The organism is Actinocorallia populi (assembly GCF_002995495.1).
Lineage (GTDB): Bacteria > Actinomycetota > Actinomycetes > Streptosporangiales > Streptosporangiaceae > Actinocorallia > Actinocorallia populi.
Map to the genome: position 1 here is coordinate 293,254 of NZ_PVZV01000005.1, position 23,473 is coordinate 316,726.

Here is a 23,473-nt window from a genome sequence, read left to right on the forward strand (position 1 = left end):
GGAGGTGAACGCCGGTGACCCGGTGGAGACGGCGGCGGGAACCGGCTCCCCCGGCGGCGGTCCCCGCCGCACCGGCCGCACCGCCGCCCTGGCCCCCGCAGGTGGCCTCGGCGCTGACGCTGCGCCTGCTCGGCCTCACCGAGCAGCAGCGGGAGGTCCTCGACACCCTGCAGCGGGCCGAGGACGACCCGCGCACCCTCGAACTGCTCTACCGGCTCGACCACGGCAACGCCCAGGTGCGGCGCCTGTCGCGGGGGCTGCAGATCCTCGCCGGGGAGCCCGCCGGGTACGGCGGGGGGCATCCCGCGACGGTGTTCGACGTGGTCGGCATGGCCACCGCCATGGTCGGCCAGTACCAGCGCGTCCGCGTCGCCGAGCTCGTCGAGGGGGTCGCCCCGCCGCACTTCGCCGAGGACCTGGGCCTCCTGCTCGCCGAGCTGCTCGACAACGGCACCCGCTACGGCGACCGGGCCACCGTCGGCGCCCACCGGATGGAGAGCGGAACCGTCGTGTTCCACGTGCGGGACGGCGGAGCCGGCTGCTCCCCGGACTGGATGGCCCGGGTCAACGCCTGGCTGGCCGGAACGATCCAGCCGGTGACCGTGCAGACCGGGCGGCACAGCGGCCTGACGGTCGTGCACCACCTGGCCCGCAGGCACGGGCTGCAGGTCAACCTCGCCGCGTCCCCGCCGGGGGAGGACGGGAGCGGCACGCTCGTGACCGTCTACGTCCCCGCGCGGCTCCTGCCCGGACCCCGGCCGGAACCGGAGGTCCCGGAGCCGCCGCACCCGGCGGAGGCGGAGGCGGCCGACCTGCCGCGGCGGGTCCCCGGCAGCGCCTACACCGGAGGCGAGGACCCGGCGCCGCCCGTCCAGCCCGTCCAGCCCCCGGGCGGAGGCACGCTGGCCGACCTGGCCGCCGCCTTCTCCCCCGATCCCGAGCACCAGGAGTGACCGTGACCGCACCGCCCCGACCGACCGGCGGCGACCTGCGCTACCTGCTCAACGACTTCGCCCGCACCCCCGGGGTCCGGCACGTGGTGCTGCTGTCCATGGACGGGCTGGCGATGACGTGGTCCGACGGGCTCGGCCGCGACACCGCCGAGCGGCTCGCCGCCCTGACCTGCTCGGCCCTGGGCACCGGGCGGGCGCTGGCCAAGGAGATCGGCGAGACCGACCGGCGCGGCGGGCAGATGATCTGCCAGTTCCCCTCCGGCGGCCACTACGTGGTCGGCGCGGTCGGCACGACCGCCGGCGTCGGCGTCGCGGTCGAGCCGGGCGCGAACCTGCCGGCGGTCGTGGGCGAGCTGCAGCGGCTCATCGGCGGCGTCGGCCCCCGGCTGGCGCCCCAGCCCCTGTACCACCAGGGCGGCCCGGCATGAGTCCGCCGCCCCGCCACCCGTGGGCCCGCGGCTTCGTGCTCGTCGGCGGGCGGACCACCACCCGGTGGCGCATGCTGGTGCACACCCTGGTCAGCAGCACCGGAGAGCACCCGCCCGCCGCCGCGGGGCCGCATCCCGAGGCGCGCGCCCTGTACCTGCGGGTCCTGGCCGGGCCACAGTCGGTGGCGGAGCTGTCCGCCTCCTGCGGGGTGCCGCTGGGCGTCACCCGGGTGCTGCTGGGCGACCTGGCGGGGCGCGGCCTGGTCACCCTGCACGCCGACACCGACCCCTTCAGCCCGCACATCCTGGAAAGGCTGCTCGATGGCCTTCGCGCACTCTGACCGGCCGGCGGACACCGCCAAGATCGTCGTCGCCGGCGGGTTCGGAGTCGGCAAGACCACCTTCGTGGGATCGGTCAGCGAGATCGAACCCGTCGACACCGACGCGTGGATGACCGCCGAGTCCCGCGGCGTCGACCGGGAGCGGCCGGGCAAGGTCCGCACCACCGTCGCGATGGACTTCGGCCGCATCTCCCTGCCGACCGGGCTGGTGCTGTACCTCTTCGGCACGCCCGGCCAGCCGCGCTTCTGGCACATGTGGGACGACATCGCGCGGGGCGCCAGCGCCGCGCTCGTCCTGGTCGACACCCGCGACCTGGAGTCGTCCTTCGCCGCCGTCGACTACTTCGAGCAGAACCGGCGGCTGCCGTTCGTCGTCCTGGTCAACCTCTTCGACGGGGTGGCCACCCACGCGCTGGACAAGGTGCGGGACGCGCTGCAGATCTCCCCCCACGTGCCGCTGATGGCCGCGGACGTGCGGGACCGCAGGCAGACGCTCAGCGCCCTGGTGGCCTCCGTGCAGCACACGATCCGCACCACGCGACCCGCCGCGGCACGCGCGGCGGACCTCTGACCCACCGGGAGCACGGATGCGCAGAATCCTCATCGTCGGCGCGGGGCAGGCCGGGCTGCAGCTCGCCCTCACCCTGCTCGGGCACGGCGGTTACGACGTCACCGTCATGACCGCGCAGACGCCCGAGGAGATCCTCAACGGGCGGATCAGCTCCACCCAGTGCATGTTCTACCCCGCCCTGCAGATCGAGCGGGATGCAGGCCTGAACCACTGGGAGGAGCCCGCCCCCTGGATCGAGGGGCAGCGGGTGACGCTGGCCGGGCCGGGCGGCCACAAGCTGCTGGAGACCTACGGGATCTGGGACGCCCCCGCCCAGTCGGTGGACCAGCGGGTCAAGATGGCCGGCTGGCTGGAGCGGGTGGAGAAGGCCGGCGGGCGGGTCGTCCTGCACCCGGTCGTCACCTCCGACCTGGAGTCCCTCAGCCGCATGTACGACCTGACGCTGATCGCGGCGGGCAAGGGCGCGCTGGTCGAGCTGTTCGACCGCGACGCGTCCCGCTCGCCCTACGACGCCCCGCAGCGCAACCTCGCCGCGATCTACGTGCACGGGGTGAGGCCCTACCCGCCGCGCCCGGTGCCGCACGTGCGGATCAACGCGGTCCCCGGCGTGGGGGAGACGTTCCTGATGCCCGCGCTGACCAGGAGCGGGGTGTGCGACGCGGTGCTGGTCGAGGCGGTGCCGGGCGGGCCGTTCGACGTCTTCGGCGACCGGCGGATCACCCCCGACGAGCACCTGCGCCGGCTCCGCGCCCTCTACGCCGAGTGGGCGCCCTGGGAGCACGAGCTGTACACCGAGGCCCGCCCGACCGACGAGTTCTCCACCCTCTACGGGGGCTACGCGCCGGTCGTGCGGCACCCCGTGGGCAGGGTCGGCGACGGGCACGTCCTGGGCATGGGCGACGTCGTGGTCCTCAACGACCCCGGCTGCGGGCAGGGCGCCAACAACGCGGCGCACTGCGCGTCGATCTACCACCGGGCGATCGTGGAGCACGGCGACCGGCCCTTCACGCCCGAGTGGATGCACCGGACGTTCGAGCGGTACTGGGACTACGCCCAGTGGCCGACGGCGCTGACCAACACCATGATCGGCCCGCTGCCCGAGCACGTCCAGCAGATCCTGGGCACGGCGGCGGTGGACGACGAGACGGCGCGGCGGTTCGCGGGCGGCTACGCGGTGCCGCCGTCGATGGCCGACTGGTTCTTCGACGCGGGGAAGGCCGGCGCGTACCTGGCGACCCGGATGGGGTGACCGGCGTCTCACCGGGCGCGCCCCGCTCGTCCGGCGGGGTGCGCCCGGCACTTGTAAAATGGGCTGATCCGCTGGTCACGGCGGTTCCCGGCACCCTTTCAGGAAGCGGTCCATGCCCACGCTCTCGGTTACCAAGACCCACGGTTCGCGCAACGAGATCTTCGTGATCGACGGCGCGCCGGACGCCCTGCTGCCCGCCGGGGACGTGGCCCGCGCCGTCGAACGGCTGTGCGACCGGGAGCTCGGGCTCGGCGGCGACGGCGCCTACTTCGTCGAGGACGGGGGGGACGGGACGGCCCAGGCCTGGTTCTTCAACCCCGACGGCTCGCCGTCCCTGCTGTGCGGCAACGGCATGCGCGCCGTGGGGCGGCTGCTGCTGGACCGGCACGGCGCCGACGGGGTCCTGGTGCGCACCGGGCCCTACGCCTTCGCCGTCCGGCACGTCGAGCCGACCCCGCACGGGGTGCGCCAGGTGTCGGTGGAGCTGCCGCCGGTGGACTTCGCCCCGGCCGAGCCGATCGTGGCCGGTGTCGCGTACCCGTTCGTGGACCGGGAGCTGCCCGCCTACCACCCGTCCCGGACGGTGACGGCCGTCGCGGTCCCCAACTCCCACCTGATCACCGTCGTCGACGCCTACGACGAGAACGAGCTGGTCGCCACCGGGCGGCGCGTGGCGGCGGACACCGCGGCGTTCCCGATCGGGGCGAACGCCAGCTTCGTCCTGCCGCTGGCGGAGGAGGAGGTGTTCGTGCACACCTTCGAGCGCGGCGCCGGCCTCACCCCGTCCTGCGGCTCGGGGATCGCCGCCTCACGCTCGGCCCTGTCCCGGCTGGGCCTGGTCGAGCCGGACCGGCCGGTGCTGGTCCGCAACCCCGGGGGCCCCGCGCGCAGCCGGCTGCAGGAGCGCGACGGCCGCTGGCAGCCGCTGCTCGAGGGCAACGCCACCATCGTCTACCGCACCGAGCTGGAGCCGTCGGCGCTGCTGGGCGAGGGCGCGCTGAAGTGGGAGGAGGAGAGCGACCCGGCGGAGGCCGCGGCGTTCTCCGCCCTGTATGAGGAGAATGCCGAGATTCTGCGCTCTCGAGGAGTCCATCCTTCTTCGTTGTGATCGGCGAAGGGCTTGGCAGCCCCTCCGGCAGCGGTGATGATCGGGGTCCGTGATCCGGCGCCGAACGGAGTGACCTCATGACCGCTTCCTATCTGCAGGGAGACTTCGCACCCGTCCCCGACGAGATCGAGACGGGGGAGCTGGCCGTCGAGGGCGTGCTCCCCGCGGAGCTGGAGGGGCGCTACCTCCGCAACGGGCCCAACCCGCCGCCCGGCCGGGACCCGGGGAACTGGTTCATGGGCGACGGGATGCTCCACGGGATACGGCTGCGCGACGGGCGGGCGCAGTGGTACCGCAACCGGTGGGTGCGCACCGGACGGCTCGCGGGGAGGCCGTTCATCGGCCGGTCGGGGATCGACCTGTCGGCCGTCGCGGCGAACACCAATGTCGTCCGCCACGCGGGGAGGATCCTCGCGCTGGTCGAGAGCGGGTTCCCGTACGAGGTGGATCGTGAACTGGGGACGGTGGGGCCCTGCGATTTCGGCGGCAGGCTCACCACGGCGATGACCGCGCACCCCAAGGAGGACCCGCTCACCGGGGAGCTGCACTCCTTCGGCTACGGTTTCACCCCGCCTTACCTCACCTACCACCGGATGGACGCGTCCGGCGAGCTGGTGGAGAGCCGGGAGATCCGGGTGCCGGGGCCCACGATGATGCACGACTTCGCCATCACCGAGAACCACGTCGTCTGGCTGGACCTGCCGGTGGTGTTCGACCTGGAGATGATCCGCAGCGGCCTTCCGTACCGCTGGGACGACGCGTACGGGGCGCGCATCGGTCTCATGTCGCGCCGCGGCGACGGCGCCGTCCGCTGGTTCGACATCGATCCCTGCTACGTCTTCCACGTCGGCAACGCGTGGGAAGACGCCTCCGGGCGGGTCGTCGTCGACGCAGTCCACTACCCGCGCGACGTCTTCGTGAAAGTGCTGGAGGGCATCGGCGGGGCTTCCGACCCCGCGGCGCAGGCGGGCGGCTCGGGCCTGCACCGCTGGACGCTCGATCCCGTCGCCGGTACGGCGAAGGAGGGGCTCCTGGACGACTGCCCCGTGGAGTTCCCCACCATCGACGACCGCCGTACGGGGCTGCCCTACACCCGCCTCTACACGGTGAACCGCGGGGAGATCGTCAAGTACGACACCGCCACGGGCTCCGCGACCGTCCACCGGACGCAGGGCATGCCCGGTGAGGCCGTCTTCGTCCCGCGGAGTCCCGACGGGGCCGAGGACGACGGCTGGCTGCTCTCGCTGATCGGCTCCCGCGCCGAACTGCGCGTCCTCGACGCCCGGGATCTCTCGCACGTCGCGTCCGTCCGGCTGCCCCGCCGGGTTCCGGAAGGCTTCCACGGCGCCTGGATCGGCGACTGACGGATCAGAACTCCTTCGGTGCCCGGTCCGAAGGCACCAGAATCCGCATCCTCTCCGTCTGCTCACCCCGTGACGTCTCCTGCGGCGGCGAGGAGTCCGCGGGGCGCACCCCCGACGGCAACGCGTCACCCGGGGGCGACCCCAGCGCCCACCCGGTCATCGCCACCGCCCCCGTCACCGCGATGGCGGCCAGCATCACGCGCCACCGCCCCCGAAGATCCCTTCGCACCGGCTCCTGGTCTTCGCCGGTCTCCGAACTGCTCATACGGCCCCCGATTACCTGCAAGTCACGATGGCCTTATTCCCGGAAAACCGTCCTATATCACCAGGCATCGTGCGGCAGTGTCCGGACGAGGCGGCACGGCGGCCGGAAAGTGCGCCTTCTGGCGCGTTCCAAGGAGGGTCACAGGGAGCGGGCCAGGCGGAAGCCCAGGTCGTCTATGCGGAAGGTGGGGTGGCTCTTGCGGCGGGTGCCGGCGCGGCAGCTCCACGAGGGGTCGTGGGCGCCCCCGCCCCGGAAGACGCGGTAGGGGCCGTAGACGGCGGGGTCGTAGACGTCCCAGCACCACTCCCAGACGTTGCCGAGCATGTCGTGCAGCCCCCAGGGGTTGGGGTCCTTGGCGGCGACCTCGTGCAGCACGCCGCGGGAGTTGGTGCGGTACCAGGCGATGCCGTCCAGGGGGGCGTAGTGGGGGCCGGGGGTGCCGGCGCGGCACGCGTGCTCCCATTCGGCCTCGGTGGGCAGGCGGTAGCCGTCGGCGCGCCAGTCGCAGACCACGTCCTGGGCGTTGGGGTCGTCGGTGAGGGTGTAGCAGGGGGTGAGGTCCGACGCCTCGGACAGCAGGTTGCAGAAGCGGACGGCCTCCAGCCAGGAGACCTCGGTGACGGGGGTGCGCGGGGTGGCGGGGGCGCCGGGGACGCCTCCGGTGAGGGCGAGGTGGAGCTCGCGGGTGACGGGGGTGGCCGACAGGAGGAAGGGCGCGACCTGCGCCGTCCAGGTCGCCTTGGTGCTCTCGTCGCGCAGGGCGACCTCGCCGCCCGGGATCTCGAGCAGGGCCGGGCCGGGGATGCGGTTCATCGGCGGGTCGTGTCTCGCGTCATCTGTTTGCGTCAACAACATATCTCGGGCTCGGGCCGCAAGGCGGTGTCGGTCGGGTGCGGGTGAGGCTCCAGGGGCCGTCGGCGTCGGTGGTGATCGGGGAGGCGGCGGAGGGCCCGCCGCGACAGGTGCCTCTGTGATGGACGAGCAGAACGGGGTGGGAGTTCGCGATGAAGTTGGATCTGTCCCGATATGTCGCCTTCGCCGTGGCGAGGGCGCGGGACGCGGGAGACGTGGGGCGGTGTCCCCCGGCCTTGATCTTACGGGCCTTCCGGCGCCGCGCGGTGGAAGGGCGGGCGTCCGTCCCGATCGGGGAACTCGTCTCCGGCACGGGGCGTTCGGGAGGCATGGCCGTTCTCCTCTTCCTGACCGTTCCCGGACTGGTGCTGCTCCTCGTCCTGTTCGCGGCGGTCGACAGGCTGGGCCTGGCGGCGAACCGGCGGGTGCGGCTCCCCTGGCGCAGGGAGGAGGAGGGGCGGCCCGTCTCGGCCGTCGGCCTCGACGAGATGCACGCCCTCTTCTACGCCACCAAGCGCCACGAGCTGGACCAGCGCCGCACCTCGCTGGTGTTGCGGGACGAGGAGGGCGACGCCGCGCCGCCGCGCAGCCGGGTCGACCTGGAGGGCGGCACGGCCGTCCTCCAGGTCCCGCGGGGCTGACCCCTCAGGAGCGCGGGCGGTGGCGCCGGGCCGCACGGTCCCGCGCCTCCTCCAGGAGCTCCAGGGTCCGCCGCCCGGACTCCTCTCCCGGGTTCAGGACGCAGGCCCACCCCTGGGCGGCGTACACCGGATGGGGGAGGACCCGGTCCAGCACGGCGTGGTCGACGTCGGCGCGGTGTTCGGCGTGCGCGGCGGGCGGATGGCCGAACAGCCGCCGGAACCCCTCGCGCCCGACGGCGATGTTCACCCGGAACACCCCGGCCCGGTCCAGCGCCGAGGCCTCGTCGAACCCCGGGTAGTCCTTGGTGACGATCGTGGCGAAGGGGAACCGCCGGTCGTCCGGCGTGTCCCCCCGCGGGTCGTAGAAGAAGAACGAGTCGCCCCAGGCGATCTCCGGGGCCCCGCCGTCCGCCCCGGCGGTCTCGGCCACGACCCCCGGCAGCCCGGCCGCGAACCGGATGACGTCTTCCTCGGTCATCGAAAGGAACCTCCTTGGTTTCGGCTGTTCCTTCGACTATGTCATTGCACCACCCTGTGAGACTTGGATCGGCTTTGCCTGGAAACAGGGGAGTAAACCCTCAAAGCAGGTGAAGATCCTCGCTTCCCGGGCGCGGCCGGGGCGAGCGTGAGGCGGGATCAGGTGGCGGGCGGGGGGAGGGCCTTGGTCTGCTGCTGCTTGCGGAGGCGCTGGGGGATGACGGTGTACTGCGGGTCGGCGGCCGAGGCGCGGCCGGCCTCGAAGACGGAGAGGCGGGTGAGGGCGGAGCCCAGGAGGAGGGCGGAGCCGCAGAGGAGGCCGGCGCGGCGGGTGCGGACGAAGGGGGCGGTGAGGGAGGCCGCGGCGGTGAGGGTCTCGGCCGCCCTGGTGAGCAGGGCCGCGCGGCCCTGGCGGTAGGGGTCGGCGAGGAAGCCGAGGCCGCGGCGCATGCGGCGGGCGGCGGTCAGTTCCAGGAGGCCGCCCAGGAAGGCGGTGACGCGGACGGAGGCGTGGCGGGACGGGGAGAGCACGGTCAGGGCCAGGCCCGCGGCGGCGCACGCGGAGGAGCCCGCGAAGACGAAGGGGAGCTCGCGGTAGGCCTCGTGCCAGACGGGGACGGCGGTGTCGGCGAGGAGCACGGCCGTGTAGGTGGCGACGGCGGGGCCGGTGAGGGCGGCCAGGGCGGTGGACGTCGCGCCGAGCCGGGGGAACAGGCGGGTGACATGGGTGGCGGCGGCGACGCCCGCGGAGGGGCCGTAGACGGCCAGGATCCAGGAGCCCATGCTCATCGGCGACGTCGGTTTGAAGACGCGGAGCATGTTGGGGAAGCGGGACGGCACGCCCAGGTCGTGGATGAGCAGGACGGTGGACATGCCGATGGCGCCCAGCGCGCCGACCTTGCTCACCGTGGCGAGGGAGCGGCGGCCCGCGGCGTCGGCGCCCGCCGCGATCACCGAGGACGCTCCGGCCAGGCCGCCGAGGAAGAGATATCCGGCGATGTCGGAGGCCGCCCACGGCGCCTCCTTGAGGATCGGACGGCCGTAGTAGGAGGTGAACTCCGCATCCGGGACGACGGAGCCCTTGCCGCCGCGCAGCGCGGCGGGGCTCGCCTCGCGGCCGGGGCGCTGGCCGCGAGGCGAGCCCTCCCTGGTGACGACTGACTCGCTCATCGGCGTCTCCCGAACATCGCGACGGCGGTGATCCCGCCGAAAAGGGTGAGGGCGGCCATGCCCGCGTAACGCCACATGGCGGGCAGGTCGCGGGTGGTGACGACGGGGTCGGGCGGCAGCCCGTAGGTCTCGGGGGTGTCCAGCAGCAGGAAGAACGCGCCGTCCCCGCCCACCCCGTCGGCCGGGTCGTCCCCGTACAGGCGGGCGTCGGCGACCCCCGCGACGTGCAGCTGCGCCAGCCGGGTCGCCGCCCGGGTGCGCAGTTCCTCGAGGGGGCCGAACTGGATGGATTCGGTGGGGCACGCCTTGGCGCAGGCCGGCTCCATCCCGCCGCCGATCCGGTCGTAGCACATCGTGCACTTCCAGGCCCGCCCGTCGTCCTCCCGCTTCTCGATGACGCCGTACGGGCAGGCGGGCACGCAGTAACCGCACCCGTTGCAGATGTCCTCCTGCACCACGACGGTGCCGAACTCGGTGCGGAACAGCGACCCCGTGGGGCAGACGTCCAGGCAGGCCGCGTGCGTGCAGTGCTTGCACACGTCCGAGGCCATCAGCCACCGGATGCCGCCGTCGCCGTCGGACGCGGGCTGCTCGACGAACGCCACGTGCCGCCAGGAATCGGCCCCCAGCGCCTGCGTGTTGTCGTACGACCAGCCCGTGAACTCCAGCCCGTCCTCGGGGATGGCGTTCCACTCCTTGCACGCCACCTCGCACGCCTTGCAGCCGATGCAGACGGACGTGTCGGTGAAGAACCCCACCCGCGGCGGCGGGCCGGCGTGCCCGGCGTCGGCGGCGACGTCCGGTTCGGGTCCGCTGAGCAGCCCCATCTCACCTCTCCGTTCCGGTCGACGCGGTGATGCCCGCCCGCTCCCGGTACTCGCGCACCAGGGACGTCAGGGCGGCTCCGCGCGGACGCCGCCCTGGACGGATGTCGGCGCTGAACGCCTTGACCTCCTGGATGTGCACGTTCGGGTCCAGCGAGACGGACGCCAGCTCGTTCGCCGCGTCCCCGGTGCTGTACCCGTTCGGCCCCCAGTGGTAGGGCAGCCCGATCTGGTGCACGACCTGCCCGTTCAGCCGCAGCGGGCGCACCCGCCTGGTCACCATGACCCGCACCTCGATGGCGTTGCGGGCCGTGACGACGGTCGCCCACCCGCTGTGCTCGAGCCCCTTCTCGGCGGCGAGCTCGGGGGAGACCTCGCAGAACGCCTCCGGCTGGAGCTCCGACAGGTAGGGCGACCAGCGGCTCATCCCGCCGGCCGTGAAGTGCTCGGTGAGCCGGTAGGTGGTGACCACGTACGGGAAGACCTCCGCCCCCGGCTCGGACCCGCTGGGGTGGTACCGGTTGTACGGGTGGGAGAACACCTGGCGGACGGGGTTGCGCCGCTGCCGGTAGAGCGGGTTGTCGAACGGCGAGTCCTGCGGCTCGTAGTGCGTCGGCATCGGCCCGTCCACCATGCCGGTGGGCGCGAACAGCCAGCCCTTCCCGTCGGCCTGGAGGATGAACGGGTCGGTGCCCCGCAGCCCCTCCGGTCCCGTGGCGCCGGCGGAGGGGCGGTACGAGGGCGGCATGTCGAGCTTGAAGTCCGGCACGTCGTGCCCCGTCCAGCGGCCCGCCTCGCCGTCCCACCACACCAGCGCCTTGCGGTCGCTCCACGGTGTCCCGTCGGGCGCGGCGGACGCCCGGTTGTAGAGGATGCGCCGGTTCTCCGGCCACGCCCACGCCCACTCCGGCGCGATCCAGCTCTGCTCGCCGCCCGGTCTGCGGCGGGCCGCCTGGTTGACCCCGTCCCTGTACACCCCGCAGTAGATCCAGCAGCCGCAGCTGGTCGTCCCGTCGTCCCGCAGCTGGGAGGACGTCGCCAGGTGCGCGCCGTCCGGCCCGAAGCCGTTGACCTCCGCCAGGACCGCCGCCGCGCTGGGCTCGGCCGACGGACCCTCCACCGGGTAGTCCCAGGTCAGGTCGAGGACCGGCCGGTCGCGTTCCGCGGTGGAGCCCGCCAGCCGCTCCCGGATGATCCGCCCCAGGTGGTACATGAACCACAGGTCGCTCCGCGCGTCCCCGGCGGGCTCGACGGCCTGGTCGTGCCACTGCAGCCAGCGGTTGGTGTTGGTGAAGCTGCCGTTCTTCTCGGTGTGCGAGGCGGCGGGGAAGAAGAACACCTCGGTCTCGATGTCGCGGGTGCGCAGCTCGCCGGTCTCGATCTCCGGCCCGTCCTTCCACCACGTCGCGCTCTCGATCAGCGAGAAGTCCCGCACCACGAGCCAGTCCAGCTTCGCCATCCCGAGCCGCTGCAACCGCGCGTTGGCCGAGCCGACCGCCGGGTTCTCGCCCATCAGGAAGTAGCCGCGGCACTCGCCCTTCAGCTGGGCCATGACGGTCTCGTACGTGCTGTGCCCGCCGGTCAGCCGCGGCAGGTAGTCGAAGCAGAAGTCGTTCTCCGCCCGTGCGGCCTCGCCCCACCACGCCTTGAGCAGGCTGACGACGTAGGAGCGCATGTTCCCCCAGTAGCCCTTCTGCGCGGCGTCCGCCGCGACGAAGGCGTCCAGGTTCTGGTGGGCGTGCGCGTGCGGCATCGGGATGTATCCCGGCAGCAGGTCGAAGAGGGTGGGGATGTCGCTGGAGCCCTGGATGCTGGCGTGCCCCCGCAGCGCCTGGATCCCGCCGCCGGGGCGGCCGATGTTGCCCAGCAGCAGCTGCAGGATCGACGCCGTCCTGATGTACTGCGAGCCGACGGTGTGCTGGGTCCAGCCGACGGCGTAGGCGAACGCGCTCGTGCGGTCCGGGCCGGAGTTGCGCACCAGCGCGGCGCAGACCCGGGCGAACAGCTCAGGGGTGATGCCGCAGACCCGCTGCACCATCTCGGGCGTGTAGCGGGCGTAGTGCCGCCTGAGGATCTGCAGGACGCACCGCGGATGCCGCAGCGTCGGGTCGGTCTCGGGCGTGCCCGGCCCGAGCGAAGGGCCGCCCGCGCCGTGGCTCTCCGCATGCCCGGATTCGCGGATCTTCTGCGTCCGCTCGTCGTACGCCTCGTCCCGCGGGCCGGAAGCGGGGACGAGGGGACCCATCCCCGCGTACCGCCAGGTGTCGAAGGTGTAGTGGCGGTGTTCGGGGTCCAGTCCGGAGAACACCCCGTCGAGGTCCTCGGTGTCCTGGAAGTCGTCGTTGACGATGGTCGAAGCGTTGGTGTAGTTGGCGACGTACTCGTGGAAGTAGGCGTCGTTCTGCAGCACGTGGTTGATGATCCCGCCGAGGAAGGCGATGTCCGATCCGGCGCGGATCGGCACGTGCAGGTCGGCGAGCGCGCTGGTGCGGGTGAACCGGGGGTCGACGTGGATGACCGTCGCCCCGCGCGCCTTGGCCTCCATCACCCACTGGAAGCCCACGGGATGCGCCTCGGCGAAGTTGGACCCCTGGATGACGATGCAGTCCGAGTGCTGCAGGTCCTGCAGGAACATGGTCGCGCCGCCCCGCCCGAAGGACGTGCCCAGGCCCGAGACGGTCGAGCTGTGGCACAGCCGCGCCTGGTTCTCCACCTGGATGACGCCCAGCGCGGTGAACAGCTTCTTGATGAGGTAGTTCTCCTCGTTGTCGAGGGTCGCCCCGCCCAGGCTGGCGATGCCGAGCGTCCGGCGCACCCTGACGCCGTCGGCCTCGTCCTGCCAGGTGTCCTCCCGGGCGGCGATGACGCGGTCGGCGACCATCTCCATCGCCGTCGCCAGGTCCAGCTCCTCCCAATGGGCGGAGCGGGGCCGCCGGTACAGCACCCGGTGCTCGCGGGACGGGCCCGTGGTGAGCTGCAGGGACGCCGACCCCTTGGGGCACAACCGCCCCCGGCTGACGGGGGAGTCCGGATTGCCCTCGATCTGGACGACCTTCTCGTCCTTGACGTAGACGTTCTGCGCGCAGCCGACCGCGCAGTACGGGCACACCGACTTCACGACCCGGTCGGCGGTCGCGGTGCGCGGGCGCAGGTCCGCGGTCTCCTCCGAGCGCGCCGCCGCGCCCCGGCCGAGCCGGTCGCCTCCGGTGAGCTGCCGGTAGACCGGCCATCTCCGTAGGTCCATGACATCCCCCCGCGGGCGTCGCGAGCCGTCGTCGGAAGAGGGGAGGCCGGACGCCCGTCGCGCCCGGCCTCCGGTGGTCAGCGTCCGCGACCCATCGTGTCCTTGGGCTTCTCCCGGCCCCGGGACTGCTCCTGCTCCTGCTCCTGTTCCTGGTGGCGGTTCTGCTGGTTCTGCTGCTGGCCCCGCTTCTGGTTCTGCTGCCCCTGCTGCCCCTGCTGACGCGGGGAGCCGCCGCCCGAGCTCCGCGCCTGGGCGGTGCCCTTGAGCGCGCCGGGCCGCGGTGCGGCGTGCGGGCGGGCCCGGCCCTCGGCCGCCGCCTGCTTGCGCTGGGCGATCTGCGCGCCGATCTGCTGGGCCCGCTGCGGGTCCATGACCTTGCGCAGCGCCGGCAGCACCTGCTGCTCCTCGAAGTCGATGTGCGCCTTGATCTCCTGGGCGGCGGTGCGCAGCTGCTCCTCGAACTTCTGCTCCTGCGGGTCGATGTTCCGCAGGTCGGCCATGGTCTGCTGCGCGGACTGCTCCTGCCGGACGCCCTGCTCGGCCATTTGCGCGCCGTTCGCCATGAGCTCGCGGACGGCGGGCCAGAAGCACTCCTGCTCGGCCGACTCGTGCTGGGAGTGCTCCATGATGAGCCGGTCGACCAGCTGCCTGCGCCGGGCCAGCGCCGCCTGGTTCGCTCCGTTGGCGCTGTTCGGCGAGCTCTCCAGTTCGCGGAGCATCCGCCTGATCTCCCGGTGGCCGTTCTCCAGAACGGTGAACACGTCGTCCATGCTTCCCCCCGTTGTATCTGCGTCACCGTCGGTGACACCCGCACAGGACCTCCCCCTGCCGCGTCCGGCAAATCCCCGGTATGCGCAGTTCAGAGCGTTTCTGGTGATCCCTTTCCCGGGCTTTCCTGTGTTTTGCCGGAAGTGCGTTCAGCCCATGAGGGTGCCGCGACATGTTCCGTGCCGTCGGATGTCCTACGCGACGTGCGGCGAACCGGAGATATTGAACTCTGTTCTAGTTTGGCCGTCTGTGGCATTGTCGGCCCACACCCCTGGTCGAGGAGGAGCGCCCGCATGGCGAGGATCGTGGAGCACGGGACCTGGAAGCCGACGGAGAAGGACGAGTCCCGGCATGCCCCCGGTGAGGGGACATTGTGGAACGAGTCCTACTATTTCGACTTCGTTACCGAGGACGGGAAGCTCGGCGGCTACGTCCGGCTCGGGCTGTACCCGAACTGGGACCGGGCCTGGTACTGGGCCTGCGTGACAGGACCCGGCCGTCCGCTCGTCATCGTCGCCGACAACGACGCGCCGCTGCCCGCATCCGGTGGGACGACGGTCGAGGCGGACTCCTACCGGGCCGCGCAGGAGATCCCGGAGCCGTTCGGCCCGGCGCGCGTGACCCTGGACGGCACCGCGCACGTCCTCCCCGACGCGGCACAGGCCTACGGCGACCTCGGCACGGCCGAGACCACCCGGCTCGTCCTCGACCTGGAATGGCACACCGTCGGCGGCGTCTACCCGTACAAGGACCTGCCGCGCTACGAGATCCCGTGCACGGTCTCGGGAACGGTCCGAATCGGCGACGAGACGTTCACCGTCACCGCCTCGGGAGAGCGGGACCACTCCTGGGGCGAGCGCGACTGGTGGTCGGTGTCGTGGTTGTGGACGTCGGGAAGGCTCCAGGACGACACCTGGTTCCACGGCATGCAGGCCAACATCGGGTTCCCGCTGGACTGGCCGTCGTTCGCCGTCACGCCGCCGGAGGCGCCCGTACACCTCGACGGCTTCTGCGCCGAGACGGTGTTCGGCGGCGACGACATGCCGGAGCTCTCACGGCTCCGGTTGAAGGGCGCGCCGATGACGGCGACGCCGGTGGCGTTCGCGCCCGTCGCGATGACCTCCCCGGACGGTGCGACCGCCCGCTTCCCGCGTGCCCTGTGCCGGTTCGAGACCGAGGACGGCCGCACCGGGTACGGCTGGACCGAGTGGCACCAGCCGCCCGGCTGGCGCGACCACGGCTGGTCGTACCTCGCCGAGACCCCGGAGGCCCACCAGTGAGCGCCGCCGCCCTCCCCGACGCCTCCGGGCTGACCGCCGACTGGCTGACCGAGGCGCTCGCCCCCCGGCTCGCGGGCGTGAAGGTCACCGGCGTCGAGGCCGCCCCCGTCGGCACCGGCCAGGTCTCCGACACCTTCCGCCTCACCCTGGCCTACGACCGCCCCGCCGACCTGCCCGCCACCCTGATCGCCAAGGTCCCGGCCCTGGACCCGGCGAGCCGCGCGGCCGCCAGGGCCATCCGCACCTACGAGATCGAGGCGGGCTTCTACACCCATCTGGCCACGGGGCTGGCCGCCGCCGTCCCCGTCTGCCACTTCAGCGCCCATGAGGCGGAGAACGACGACTACACCGTCCTCCTGGAGGACCTCGCCCCGGCCCGCCCCGGCGACCAGCTCGCCGGCATCACCGTCGAGGAGGCGGCGGCCGCCGCGGACGAGCTGGCGCTCCTGCACGCGGCGGGCTGGGACTCACCCGACCTGGCGGCCCTGCCCTGGCTGAACCGCCACGACACGGCCTCCGCCGAGTTCACCGCCGCCATGATCACCGGCCTGTACGAGGGCTTCCGCGAACGCTACGCCGACCGACTCTCCGCCGAGGTCCTGACCCTCCTGGAGGACTTCGTCCCGCGCCTCGGCGCCTACCTGACGCCCGGCTCCGGCCCGTCCACCCTCGTCCACGGCGACTTCCGCGCCGACAACCTCCTGTTCGGCCGCCCCCGTCCCGTCATCCTGGACTGGCAGACCTGCGCCTACGGCTCCCCGCTGTCCGACCTGGCCTACCTCCTGGGCTCCAGCCTCCCCGTCGAGACCCGCCGCGCCCACGAACGGACCCTCGTCCGGCGCTACCACGCGGCCCTCACCTCGAGCGGCGTCCCCCTCGGCTGGGACGACTGCTGGACGTCCTACCGCGAACACGTCTTCCACGGCATAGCCATGGCCGTCGGCGCCTCCATGCTCGTGGAACGCACCGACCGAGGCGACGAGATGTTCTGCACCATGACCACCCGCCACGCCCACCACGCCCTGGACCTGGACTCCCTGTCCCTGCTCGGTTGACCGCCGATGGCGGCTGGAAAAGCCTGCGGGTCCTGCCCGACGGAAGGGAGGCCAGGACGTGGGGGCCGTCCGGCGGGAAGTTCCCCTGCCCGTGGCAGGAGTGATCGGCCCGCCGCCGGCGTCAGCCGAGCTGGACGCCGAAGAAGAGGGCGAGGAGGGCGGTGACGACGCCGATGGCGCCCCAGGCGGCGAGGCCGGCCTTGGAGGTGGCGCGGCTGTGCAGGAAGGCGGCGACGCCGGAGAGGATCGCGAAGCCCATCTTCACGTGCAGGGTGGTCGACTGGGCGTCGGAGTAGTGGTCGCTCACCTCGAGCATGTTCCACACGCCGGTGAGGAGCAGCACGGCGAAGGCGGGCCAGGCGACCTGGTTGAAGCGGCGGGCCGCGACCTTGGTGACCCCGTCGAAGCCGCGGATGGCGGGCACCAGGGCGCCGAGGGTGATCTGCCCGCCCACCCAGATGGTGGCGGCGAGCACGTGCAGGAAGACGCGCATGTTTTCGACGGTGATGGCGAGCATGGAGGGGCCTCCTGGATTGTTCTGGACGCGCCCAGTATGCCGCCGATCAAGGGACGGGCCGATCCGGGTCGCCGGGTTCGGGTTTCGGGGTGCGGACGGCCGTCCGAGGAAGCAGGATGGAGGTGTGGAAGATCTTGTGGCGTTCCTCCGGGCGAGACTCGACCGGGACGAGGCGGTGGCGCGGGCCTGCATGAGCGCCGCGTGGAAGGTGGCGGCGGGCGGGACGGTCAGGGTCGATCCCGCGGGAGAGGCGGCGCCGGAGCGCGCCTTCGTGGCGACGGCGGAGAACGAGGCGTACGCCGAGCACATCGCCCGCATGGACCCGCACAGGGTGCTGCGGCAGGCCGGGGCGCAGCGGCGGTTGATCGCGCTCTACGAGAAGGAGCGGTGGGCGCGGCAGCGGGGCGTGCCGGGCGGCGGCGTGCTGGAGGACGTGCTCAGGGGCCTGGCCTCGCAGTACTCCGACCACCCCGCCTACCGGCCGGAATGGGCGTGAGGCCCCTCAGGGGACGACGGGCAGGGTGATCCAGGACGGCCGCGCCGCGTCGTGGAAGACGGTCTGCTCGGCCTTCTCCAGCGCGGGGTGGCGGTCGAAGCGCGGGTGGTTCGACCCGGCGACCTCGACGCGGATGCGGTGGCCCGCCTTGAAGACCTGGCTCGTGGCCACCAGGTCCACCTCGTGCACCGCCCGCGAGGCGGGGGAGCGGACGATGCCGTCGGCGACGTTCAGGGCGCGGCCGTCCGGGTGCACGTCGACGAGCTTGACCGTCCAGTCGGCGCCGGAGGCGGTGGTGGCGCCGTGCAGGGTCGCGGTCAGCTCACCGGTGACCTCCAGGTCGTGCTCGAGCGGCTCGGTGGTGAAGCACGCCACGCCGGGGTGCCCCTCGACCTCCCGCTGGTCGCGGGGGCCGACGTTGAGGGGATCGGGCAGGAGCAGCCCGCCGCCGTGGGTCGGCACGGGGTCGGCGGGGTCGTGCGGGAAGACGGACGGCGTGGCGCCCTCGGCCGGGGCGTCCGTGGAGAGCACGCCGCCGGAGTGCAGGTGGAAGCGGGTGGGGACGGCGCGGGCCAAAGGCCACGACTCCTCCTCGCGCCAGACGTTCGCGCCCATGATGAAGATCCGCACGGCGGGCCCGTCCTGGTTCCCGGCCAGGAACGCGACCTGGGTCTGCTCCAGGGCGGCCATCTGGGCCGCCGCGGACGCGCCGAAGAACACCTCGCCGGCCGCCGATCCCTGGCTGAGGTGGGTCCAGGGGCCGATGATGAGCCGTCCGCCGGGAATGCGCCTGTGGTTCTCCAGGGTGCCCTTGAGGAAGACGTCGAACCAGCCCGCCGTGTGCAGGACGGGGACGTCGATGTCCTCGTGCCGCAGGGTCGTCGCGAGCGCCTCCCAGTAGGCGTCGCGCTCGGGGTGCTCCACCCACTCGCGCCAGGCCGGGAAGTTCTCGGCGACCCGCGCCTCGGTCAGCGGGTGGTCCTCGGTCGGCGAAGGGTTCTCGCCCATGAGCGAGAACTGCTTCAGGAGCCTTCCGAGGGCCTCGGGGTCTCCGCCGCGCATGTCATGGAGCGCGCCGAGCATGCCCTGCAGCGCGCTCCAGTGGAAGGCGGATCCGACGGCCAGCGCACCGCCGTTGTAGTTGAGCCCGTCGTAGAAGTCGTACGGCGTCATGGTCGCGACGACCGCCTTGAGCGCCTCGGGCCGCTCGGAGGCCAGTTGCAGGGCGCACCCCGCCAGGTAGGACATGCCGGACGCGACGACCTCGCCGTTCGACCACGGCTGCGCGGTGATCCACTCGACGGTGTCCACCCCGTCCGGGCCCTCGTTCACCCACGGGTCGAACTCGCCGTCGCTGTCGCCCCGGCCCCGGCAGTGCTGGAAGACCACGGCCATCCCCGCCTCCAGGAAGGGCCGGAGCGGCGCGGACCGGAAGGTCTGCTCCCCGTAGGGGCTGCGGACCAGCACGGTCCGGTGCGTATTGTCGTCGTCGGGTCGGTAGACGTCCGCGCGCAGGACCGTGCCGTCCCGCATCGTGACCGGCTGCCCGTGGACGGCCGCCACCGGCCGTGGTGAGAGGTTCAACTGACCCATCGGAGCTCCTCAGTTCAGGGTGTAGGCGTCATAGGCGACGGCGTCGGCCTCGCGGCGTCCGGTGGCCACCGCGACGGTCCGGCCGAGCCAGGCGTAGTCGGGGTGGGATGTCTCGAACCGCAGCGTGAGCCGGAAGTAGTACTCCGACGGGTCGACCTCCTGCCCGCGCGACAGCCGGTCCAGCACCTCGGGCGGGCCGTGGCGGAAACCCTGCGTCTGCAGGTAGATGAGGGCCCCGTCGTGCGTCCGCAGGGTGTACCGGGTGTCGATGGAGGCGGCCCCGTCGTCATGGACGACCTGCCAGTCCGCACCGCCCGGCAGCACGGTCCCGCTCAGCCGGGGGCCCTCGAAACCGCCGCCGGTGATCTCGATGACGCGCCGGTCGCCCCACGGGGTGCGCCCGAGGTGCCGGACGGGCGCGAGCGTGACGCGGAAGGTCGCCAGCGGCGCCAGCACAGGCGCGTCGCGGTGCGCCGACCAGGAGGCACGCTCGTTCAGCCCGGCCGGGTCGAACCCGGCGAGCTTTTTGTAGCGCAGCGAGATCTCCTCCCGCTCGGCGCGCGGGATGACCTCCTCGATGTCGTCGAAGCCCTCGGGGGCCCGTTCCTGCGCCAGTCCCAGCAGGACCTCGGGCCCCTGCCCCCGGTTGGCCCGCACGATCGCGGCCGTCGCCGGGCGGCGCCGCTCCTCGTAGAACTCCAGTCCCTTGCCGGTGGCCAGCGCGTGCGCCAGGACCCGCGCGTCGATGACCGCCTGGGAGGCGCCGTTGGAGCCCACCGGGTACATCGGGTGCGCGGCGTCGCCGAGCAGCGTGACGTTCCCGCGCGTCCAGCGCGGCAGCGGGTCGCGGTCGACCATCGGGTACTCGTAGACGGCGTCGGCCGCGGCGATCAGCGCGGGCGCGTCGAGCCAGCCGAGGTCCCAGGCGGCGAAGTCCCCGGCGACCTGCGCGGGGTCCGCGCGCCGGTTCCAGTTCCCGGTGTCCACGGCCTGGTCGGTGGGCCGCTCGGCGATCCAGTTGACGGGTACGAGCCCGTCCCCGTCCGGCGCGCCGATGGGGTAGGCGACGAACTTGCGGACGCCGTCTCCGGCCATGACCATGCTCCGGCCGGTGAGGAACGGCTCGGCCCGGGTGACGCCGCGCCACAGGGTGAGGCCGTTCCAGACCGGCGGTCCCTCGTCGGGGTGGAGGGCGGCGCGCACGGCGGAGCGGATGCCGTCGGAGCCGATGAGGAGGTCGGCGTCGTGCTCCAGGCCGGTGACGGGGGCGCCGCAGCGCACCGCGTCCGGACCGAGGCGCTCGCGGACCGCCTCCAGCAGCATCATCTGCAGCTCGCCCCGGTGGACAGAGTACTGCGGCCACCGGTATCCGGCGGCCAGGCCGCGCTCCTCGGCACTGATGATCCGGCCGCGCGGAGTGGCGTAGACGAGCTCAGCGACGGGGACGCCGAGCCGGGCGAGCCGGTCGGCCAGGCCGAGCTCGGTGAGCTCGCGCACGGCGTGCGGGAGCAGGTTGATCCCGACTCCGACGGGCCGGAGCTCGGCGACGGCCTCGTGCACGCCCACCTGGGAGAACCCGGCGGCGTGCAGGCTCAGTGCGGTGGTGAGCCCGCCGATCCCCGCCCCTGCGATGATGACGCGCATCGGTGGCCTTTCGCAGTTTGTTATGGCCGTAACAATATGGACCAGTCCCCGGGGGGAAGGCAATGGAGGAGTACGAGGAGCTCGCCCGCCGGAGCATTCCGGACCGGGCGCCCGGCGCCGACGTGGAGGCGTTCTCCCTGGCCTACAACCTGCTGCACGTGGCCTACCTGCTGATCAGCGATCTGGAGTCGGCGGTCCACCGGCCGCGCGGCCTGACGCTGCCCGGCTTCCGGCTGATGTTCAAACTCTGGCTGCTCGGCCCGGCGAAGCCCGCCCGGCTGGCGGAGCTGTCGGTGATGAGCCGCTCGGCCGTCACCAACGCCCTGCACACGCTGGAGCGCGCCGGGCTCGTGGAGCGCCGCCCGTCCCCGACGGACGGGCGCGCGGTCACGGCGGAGCTCACGGCGGAGGGGGAGGCCGTGGTGCGGGAGGCGTTCGGGGCGCAGGCGGCCCGGGAGCGGGAGTGGTTCGCCGGTCTGGACGAGGCCGAGCGGGCCGGGCTGACCGCGCTGCTGCGCCGGATGGTGGGGTCCCGCCCGGAACGGCCGCGCGATGATTAGAGAACCTCTCTAGAGAACCTCTCTGGAAACGGCTACCTTCATGCCATGACAGAACGAGGAGCAGTGATCATCACGGGCGGCAACCGGGGCATCGGCCTGGCCACCGCGGAACTGCTGGCCGCCCGCGGGGCGAGGGTGGTCCTGGTGGCGCGGCGCAGGGAGCAGGGCGAGGCCGCGGTCGCGCGGCTGGGCGCGAACGCCGAACTCGTGGTCGGCGACCTCGCCGACCGGGCGGGGACCGCCGCGCTGGCGGGCGAGCTCGGCGAACGTTTCCCCGACGTCCGCGCGCTGGTGCACAACGCCGGGATCTGGCCGTCCAGGCGGGTGCTCAACGCCGACGGGTTCGAGCAGGCCTTCTTCACCAACCATCTGGCGCCGTTCCTGCTCGACCACCTGCTGGAGGAGCGCCTCAAGGCGAGCGGCTCGACCGTCGTGAAGGTCAGCGCCGGCCTCTACGTCAAGGGCAGGGTCGATCCGGAGCGCACGCCGACCGGTGCGGACTTCCACGCCATCCGCACCTATGCCGACACCAAGCTGGCGAACGTCATGATGCTCCCGCTGCTGGCCGAACGCTGGAAGGATGCCGGGGTGACCGTCAACGCACTGCACCCCGGCGTGATCCGCACCGGCCTGGGCGACCGGCGCGGCCCGGTCGGCCTGCTGCTCAAGGCCGTCAAGCGCACCTGGCAGCCGCCGGAGGAGGGCGGGCGCCCCGTCGCCCGCCTGGTGGCCGACCCTCCCGCGACGTCCGGCGCCTACTTCGACGTGGACAAGGAGGTCCCGCTGGCGCCGGTGGCGCTGGACACCGCGCTGGCCAAGAGGTTGTGGGCCGACGCGTCGGCCGCGCTCGACGTCTCCTGATGTCCCCCAGGCACCGGGCCACCGCCGGGACGGTGGAGAGGCTGCTGGACACCGCGCTGGACGTCTACGCCCGTGACGGCCGCGACGGTTTCACGATGAGCGCCGTCATCAAGGAGAGCGGTGTCAGCAGCGGCAGCCTCTACCACCACTTCGGCAGTTTCGACGGGCTGGCCGCCGCCCTCTACACGCGGTGCATGACGGCGCTGCTGGAGGCCATGGCCGCCGCGCTCGAACCGTGCGAGGACGCCCGTGAAGGCGTCATCGCCGCGGTCCGCGCCTACTTGGGCTTCGCCGCGGAGCACCGTGTGGAGGCCGGTTTCATCCACGCCTCCGCCTACGCGGCCTTCCTGCCCGCCCACGCGCCGGCGATCGCCGCGGCCAAGGAGCCGCTCCTGCGGCGCATGATGGACTGGACGCGCCCGCACGTCGCCGCGGGCGAGATCGTCGACCTGCCGCCGGCCCTGATGGAGATGCTGCTCATCGGCGCAGCCGCCGAGACCACCCGGCGCTGGCTGGCGGGAGCCCCCGGGATCGATCTGGCGGAGGCGTCCGAGCTGCTTCCCGAGCGCGTCTGGCGCTCGCTGCGCGCGGGCTGAGCCGCCGTCACCGCGTGAAGGGCTTCTCCAGCTCGTCGAGCGCGGTGAGGAGGATGTCCCTCAGGGTGCCGTTCTGCTGTTTCTCCAGCCAGGCGATGTTGGCGACCCGCACCGCGCCGGTGTAGGCGGCGGCGAGCACCCGCGGCCGCATCCCGCCGTCCCCGTCGCGTTCGGTGATCGCCTGGGCCAGTTCGCGCTCCAGGGGGCCGAATCCCGCCATCTGGCGGGCGAGCAGGGAGGGGTGGCGCCGGGTCAGCTTGCCGCGCAGGACGGCCTCGCGGTCGGGTTCGCCCCTGCGTTCGGTCAGCTCCTCGGCGGCGCGGCGCAGCGCCTGCCAGCCGGTCTCCCCGCAGGGGCGGTCGCGCACCGCCGCGATGAGCTGGCGGAAGCGCGCCTCCTCGCCGTACATGACGGCGTCGGCCTTGTCGTTGAAGTAGTTGAAGAACGTGCGGCGGGAGATGTTCGCCACATCGGCGATGGCCTCGACGGTGACCTTGTCGAAGCCGTACTCGGCGACGAGGTCGAGCGCGGCCCTGTGGACGGCCAGCCGTGTCTCGGCCTTCTTGCGCTCCCGCAGTCCCGTGGCGGGTTCCCGCAGTCCCGAAGAGGTGGTCAT

24 protein-coding genes are annotated in these 23,473 nt (G+C 72.8%); 14 read left to right on the forward strand and 10 right to left on the reverse strand.

Going from position 1 to position 23,473, the window contains the following annotated elements; genetic code table 11:
* Positions 1 to 14: 14 nt before the first annotated feature.
* From C2865_RS21450 to C2865_RS21480, 7 genes are all read left to right on the forward strand, one after another.
* A complete protein-coding gene (locus C2865_RS21450) occupies positions 15 to 953 on the forward strand; it encodes an ATP-binding protein (protein WP_106400324.1) in 939 nt (312 codons plus the stop codon).
* 2 nt (positions 954 to 955) lie between these two features.
* A complete protein-coding gene (locus tag C2865_RS21455; RefSeq protein WP_157963847.1) occupies positions 956 to 1,381 on the forward strand; it encodes a roadblock/LC7 domain-containing protein in 426 nt (141 codons plus the stop codon).
* On the forward strand, positions 1,378 to 1,722 hold the full coding sequence (locus tag C2865_RS21460) for a DUF742 domain-containing protein (RefSeq protein WP_106400326.1): 345 nt from the start codon (positions 1,378 to 1,380) through the stop codon (positions 1,720 to 1,722). The genes C2865_RS21455 and C2865_RS21460 overlap by 4 nt, the downstream gene beginning before the upstream one ends.
* On the forward strand, positions 1,703 to 2,293 hold the full coding sequence (locus tag C2865_RS21465; protein WP_106400327.1) for a GTP-binding protein: 591 nt from the start codon (positions 1,703 to 1,705) through the stop codon (positions 2,291 to 2,293). The genes C2865_RS21460 and C2865_RS21465 overlap by 20 nt, the downstream gene beginning before the upstream one ends.
* A 16-nt stretch (positions 2,294 to 2,309) precedes the next feature.
* Entirely contained in the window at positions 2,310 to 3,542 is a 1,233-nt protein-coding gene (locus C2865_RS21470) for a styrene monooxygenase/indole monooxygenase family protein (protein WP_106400328.1), read from the forward strand.
* Between the two features lie 112 nt (positions 3,543 to 3,654).
* The gene (dapF, locus tag C2865_RS21475; protein ID WP_106400329.1) at positions 3,655 to 4,650 is read left to right on the forward strand and encodes a diaminopimelate epimerase; all 996 of its coding nucleotides are present in this window, start codon (positions 3,655 to 3,657) and stop codon (positions 4,648 to 4,650) included.
* 77 nt (positions 4,651 to 4,727) lie between these two features.
* Positions 4,728 to 6,014, forward strand: a complete 1,287-nt coding sequence (locus C2865_RS21480) for a carotenoid oxygenase family protein (RefSeq protein ID WP_106400330.1) — start codon at positions 4,728 to 4,730, stop codon at positions 6,012 to 6,014.
* 403 nt (positions 6,015 to 6,417) lie between these two features.
* On the opposite strand, the gene C2865_RS21490 is transcribed toward C2865_RS21480, so the two are convergent.
* The gene (locus C2865_RS21490) at positions 6,418 to 7,092 is read right to left on the reverse strand and encodes a formylglycine-generating enzyme family protein (protein WP_106400332.1); all 675 of its coding nucleotides are present in this window, start codon (positions 7,090 to 7,092) and stop codon (positions 6,418 to 6,420) included.
* 368 nt (positions 7,093 to 7,460) lie between these two features.
* Here C2865_RS21490 and C2865_RS21495 point away from each other — a divergent pair, with 368 nt between their 5' ends.
* Positions 7,461 to 7,772 carry a DUF6191 domain-containing protein gene (locus C2865_RS21495; RefSeq protein ID WP_106400333.1) on the forward strand — a complete coding sequence of 104 codons (312 nt, stop codon included), beginning with the start codon at positions 7,461 to 7,463 and terminating at the stop codon, positions 7,770 to 7,772.
* Between the two features lie 4 nt (positions 7,773 to 7,776).
* Here C2865_RS21495 and C2865_RS21500 read toward each other — a convergent pair whose 3' ends face one another.
* The 5 genes from C2865_RS21500 to C2865_RS21520 all read right to left on the reverse strand — a co-directional run bounded on the left by C2865_RS21500 (position 7,777) and on the right by C2865_RS21520 (position 14,257).
* Positions 7,777 to 8,250 (reverse strand): DUF6194 family protein, encoded by a 474-nt coding sequence (locus C2865_RS21500; protein WP_106400334.1) that lies wholly within the window; start codon positions 8,248 to 8,250, stop codon positions 7,777 to 7,779.
* Positions 8,251 to 8,408: 158 nt separating this feature from the next.
* Positions 8,409 to 9,419 (reverse strand): NrfD/PsrC family molybdoenzyme membrane anchor subunit, encoded by a 1,011-nt coding sequence (nrfD, locus tag C2865_RS21505; RefSeq protein WP_106400335.1) that lies wholly within the window; start codon positions 9,417 to 9,419, stop codon positions 8,409 to 8,411.
* A complete protein-coding gene (locus C2865_RS21510; protein ID WP_106400336.1) occupies positions 9,416 to 10,246 on the reverse strand; it encodes a 4Fe-4S dicluster domain-containing protein in 831 nt (276 codons plus the stop codon). Before C2865_RS21510 ends, nrfD begins: the two co-directional genes overlap by 4 nt.
* A 1-nt stretch (position 10,247) precedes the next feature.
* Positions 10,248 to 13,487 carry a formate dehydrogenase gene (gene fdh / locus C2865_RS21515; RefSeq protein ID WP_106400337.1) on the reverse strand — a complete coding sequence of 1,080 codons (3,240 nt, stop codon included), beginning with the start codon at positions 13,485 to 13,487 and terminating at the stop codon, positions 10,248 to 10,250.
* 77 nt (positions 13,488 to 13,564) lie between these two features.
* Positions 13,565 to 14,257 carry a hemerythrin domain-containing protein gene (locus C2865_RS21520; protein ID WP_106400338.1) on the reverse strand — a complete coding sequence of 231 codons (693 nt, stop codon included), beginning with the start codon at positions 14,255 to 14,257 and terminating at the stop codon, positions 13,565 to 13,567.
* A 291-nt stretch (positions 14,258 to 14,548) separates the two neighbouring features.
* Here C2865_RS21520 and C2865_RS21525 point away from each other — a divergent pair, with 291 nt between their 5' ends.
* Both C2865_RS21525 and C2865_RS21530 read left to right on the forward strand, forming a co-directional pair.
* Positions 14,549 to 15,535 carry a DUF7064 domain-containing protein gene (locus C2865_RS21525; RefSeq protein WP_106400339.1) on the forward strand — a complete coding sequence of 329 codons (987 nt, stop codon included), beginning with the start codon at positions 14,549 to 14,551 and terminating at the stop codon, positions 15,533 to 15,535.
* On the forward strand, positions 15,532 to 16,590 hold the full coding sequence (locus C2865_RS21530) for a phosphotransferase (RefSeq protein WP_157963848.1): 1,059 nt from the start codon (positions 15,532 to 15,534) through the stop codon (positions 16,588 to 16,590). Before C2865_RS21525 ends, C2865_RS21530 begins: the two co-directional genes overlap by 4 nt.
* 121 nt (positions 16,591 to 16,711) lie before the next feature.
* Here C2865_RS21530 and C2865_RS21535 read toward each other — a convergent pair whose 3' ends face one another.
* Positions 16,712 to 17,107 (reverse strand): hypothetical protein, encoded by a 396-nt coding sequence (locus C2865_RS21535; protein WP_106400341.1) that lies wholly within the window; start codon positions 17,105 to 17,107, stop codon positions 16,712 to 16,714.
* A gap of 124 nt (positions 17,108 to 17,231) precedes the next feature.
* On the opposite strand from C2865_RS21535, the gene C2865_RS21540 reads away from it, so the two are divergent.
* Positions 17,232 to 17,603: a DUF6221 family protein gene (locus C2865_RS21540; RefSeq protein WP_157963849.1), complete on the forward strand. Its 372-nt coding sequence runs from the start codon at positions 17,232 to 17,234 to the stop codon at positions 17,601 to 17,603.
* 6 nt (positions 17,604 to 17,609) lie between these two features.
* Here the strand turns inward: C2865_RS21540 and C2865_RS21545 are convergent, their stop codons facing one another.
* Both C2865_RS21545 and C2865_RS21550 read right to left on the reverse strand, forming a co-directional pair.
* Positions 17,610 to 19,196, reverse strand: coding sequence for a CocE/NonD family hydrolase (locus C2865_RS21545; RefSeq protein WP_106400343.1), 1,587 nt, complete (start codon positions 19,194 to 19,196; stop codon positions 17,610 to 17,612).
* Between the two features lie 9 nt (positions 19,197 to 19,205).
* Positions 19,206 to 20,840, reverse strand: coding sequence for a DUF3237 family protein (locus C2865_RS21550; protein ID WP_106400344.1), 1,635 nt, complete (start codon positions 20,838 to 20,840; stop codon positions 19,206 to 19,208).
* 62 nt (positions 20,841 to 20,902) lie between these two features.
* Between C2865_RS21550 and C2865_RS21555 the strand changes: the two genes are divergently transcribed.
* From C2865_RS21555 to C2865_RS21565, 3 genes are read left to right on the forward strand one after another with little or no spacing between them, the layout of a single operon-like run.
* A complete protein-coding gene (locus tag C2865_RS21555) occupies positions 20,903 to 21,400 on the forward strand; it encodes a MarR family winged helix-turn-helix transcriptional regulator (RefSeq protein WP_106400345.1) in 498 nt (165 codons plus the stop codon).
* 45 nt (positions 21,401 to 21,445) lie between these two features.
* Positions 21,446 to 22,261: an SDR family NAD(P)-dependent oxidoreductase gene (locus tag C2865_RS21560; protein ID WP_106400346.1), complete on the forward strand. Its 816-nt coding sequence runs from the start codon at positions 21,446 to 21,448 to the stop codon at positions 22,259 to 22,261.
* Positions 22,261 to 22,857: a TetR/AcrR family transcriptional regulator gene (locus C2865_RS21565; RefSeq protein WP_106400347.1), complete on the forward strand. Its 597-nt coding sequence runs from the start codon at positions 22,261 to 22,263 to the stop codon at positions 22,855 to 22,857. Before C2865_RS21560 ends, C2865_RS21565 begins: the two co-directional genes overlap by 1 nt.
* Before the next feature lie 7 nt (positions 22,858 to 22,864).
* Here the strand turns inward: C2865_RS21565 and C2865_RS21570 are convergent, their stop codons facing one another.
* Positions 22,865 to 23,473 carry an acyl-CoA-like ligand-binding transcription factor gene (locus tag C2865_RS21570; protein ID WP_106400348.1) on the reverse strand — a complete coding sequence of 203 codons (609 nt, stop codon included), beginning with the start codon at positions 23,471 to 23,473 and terminating at the stop codon, positions 22,865 to 22,867.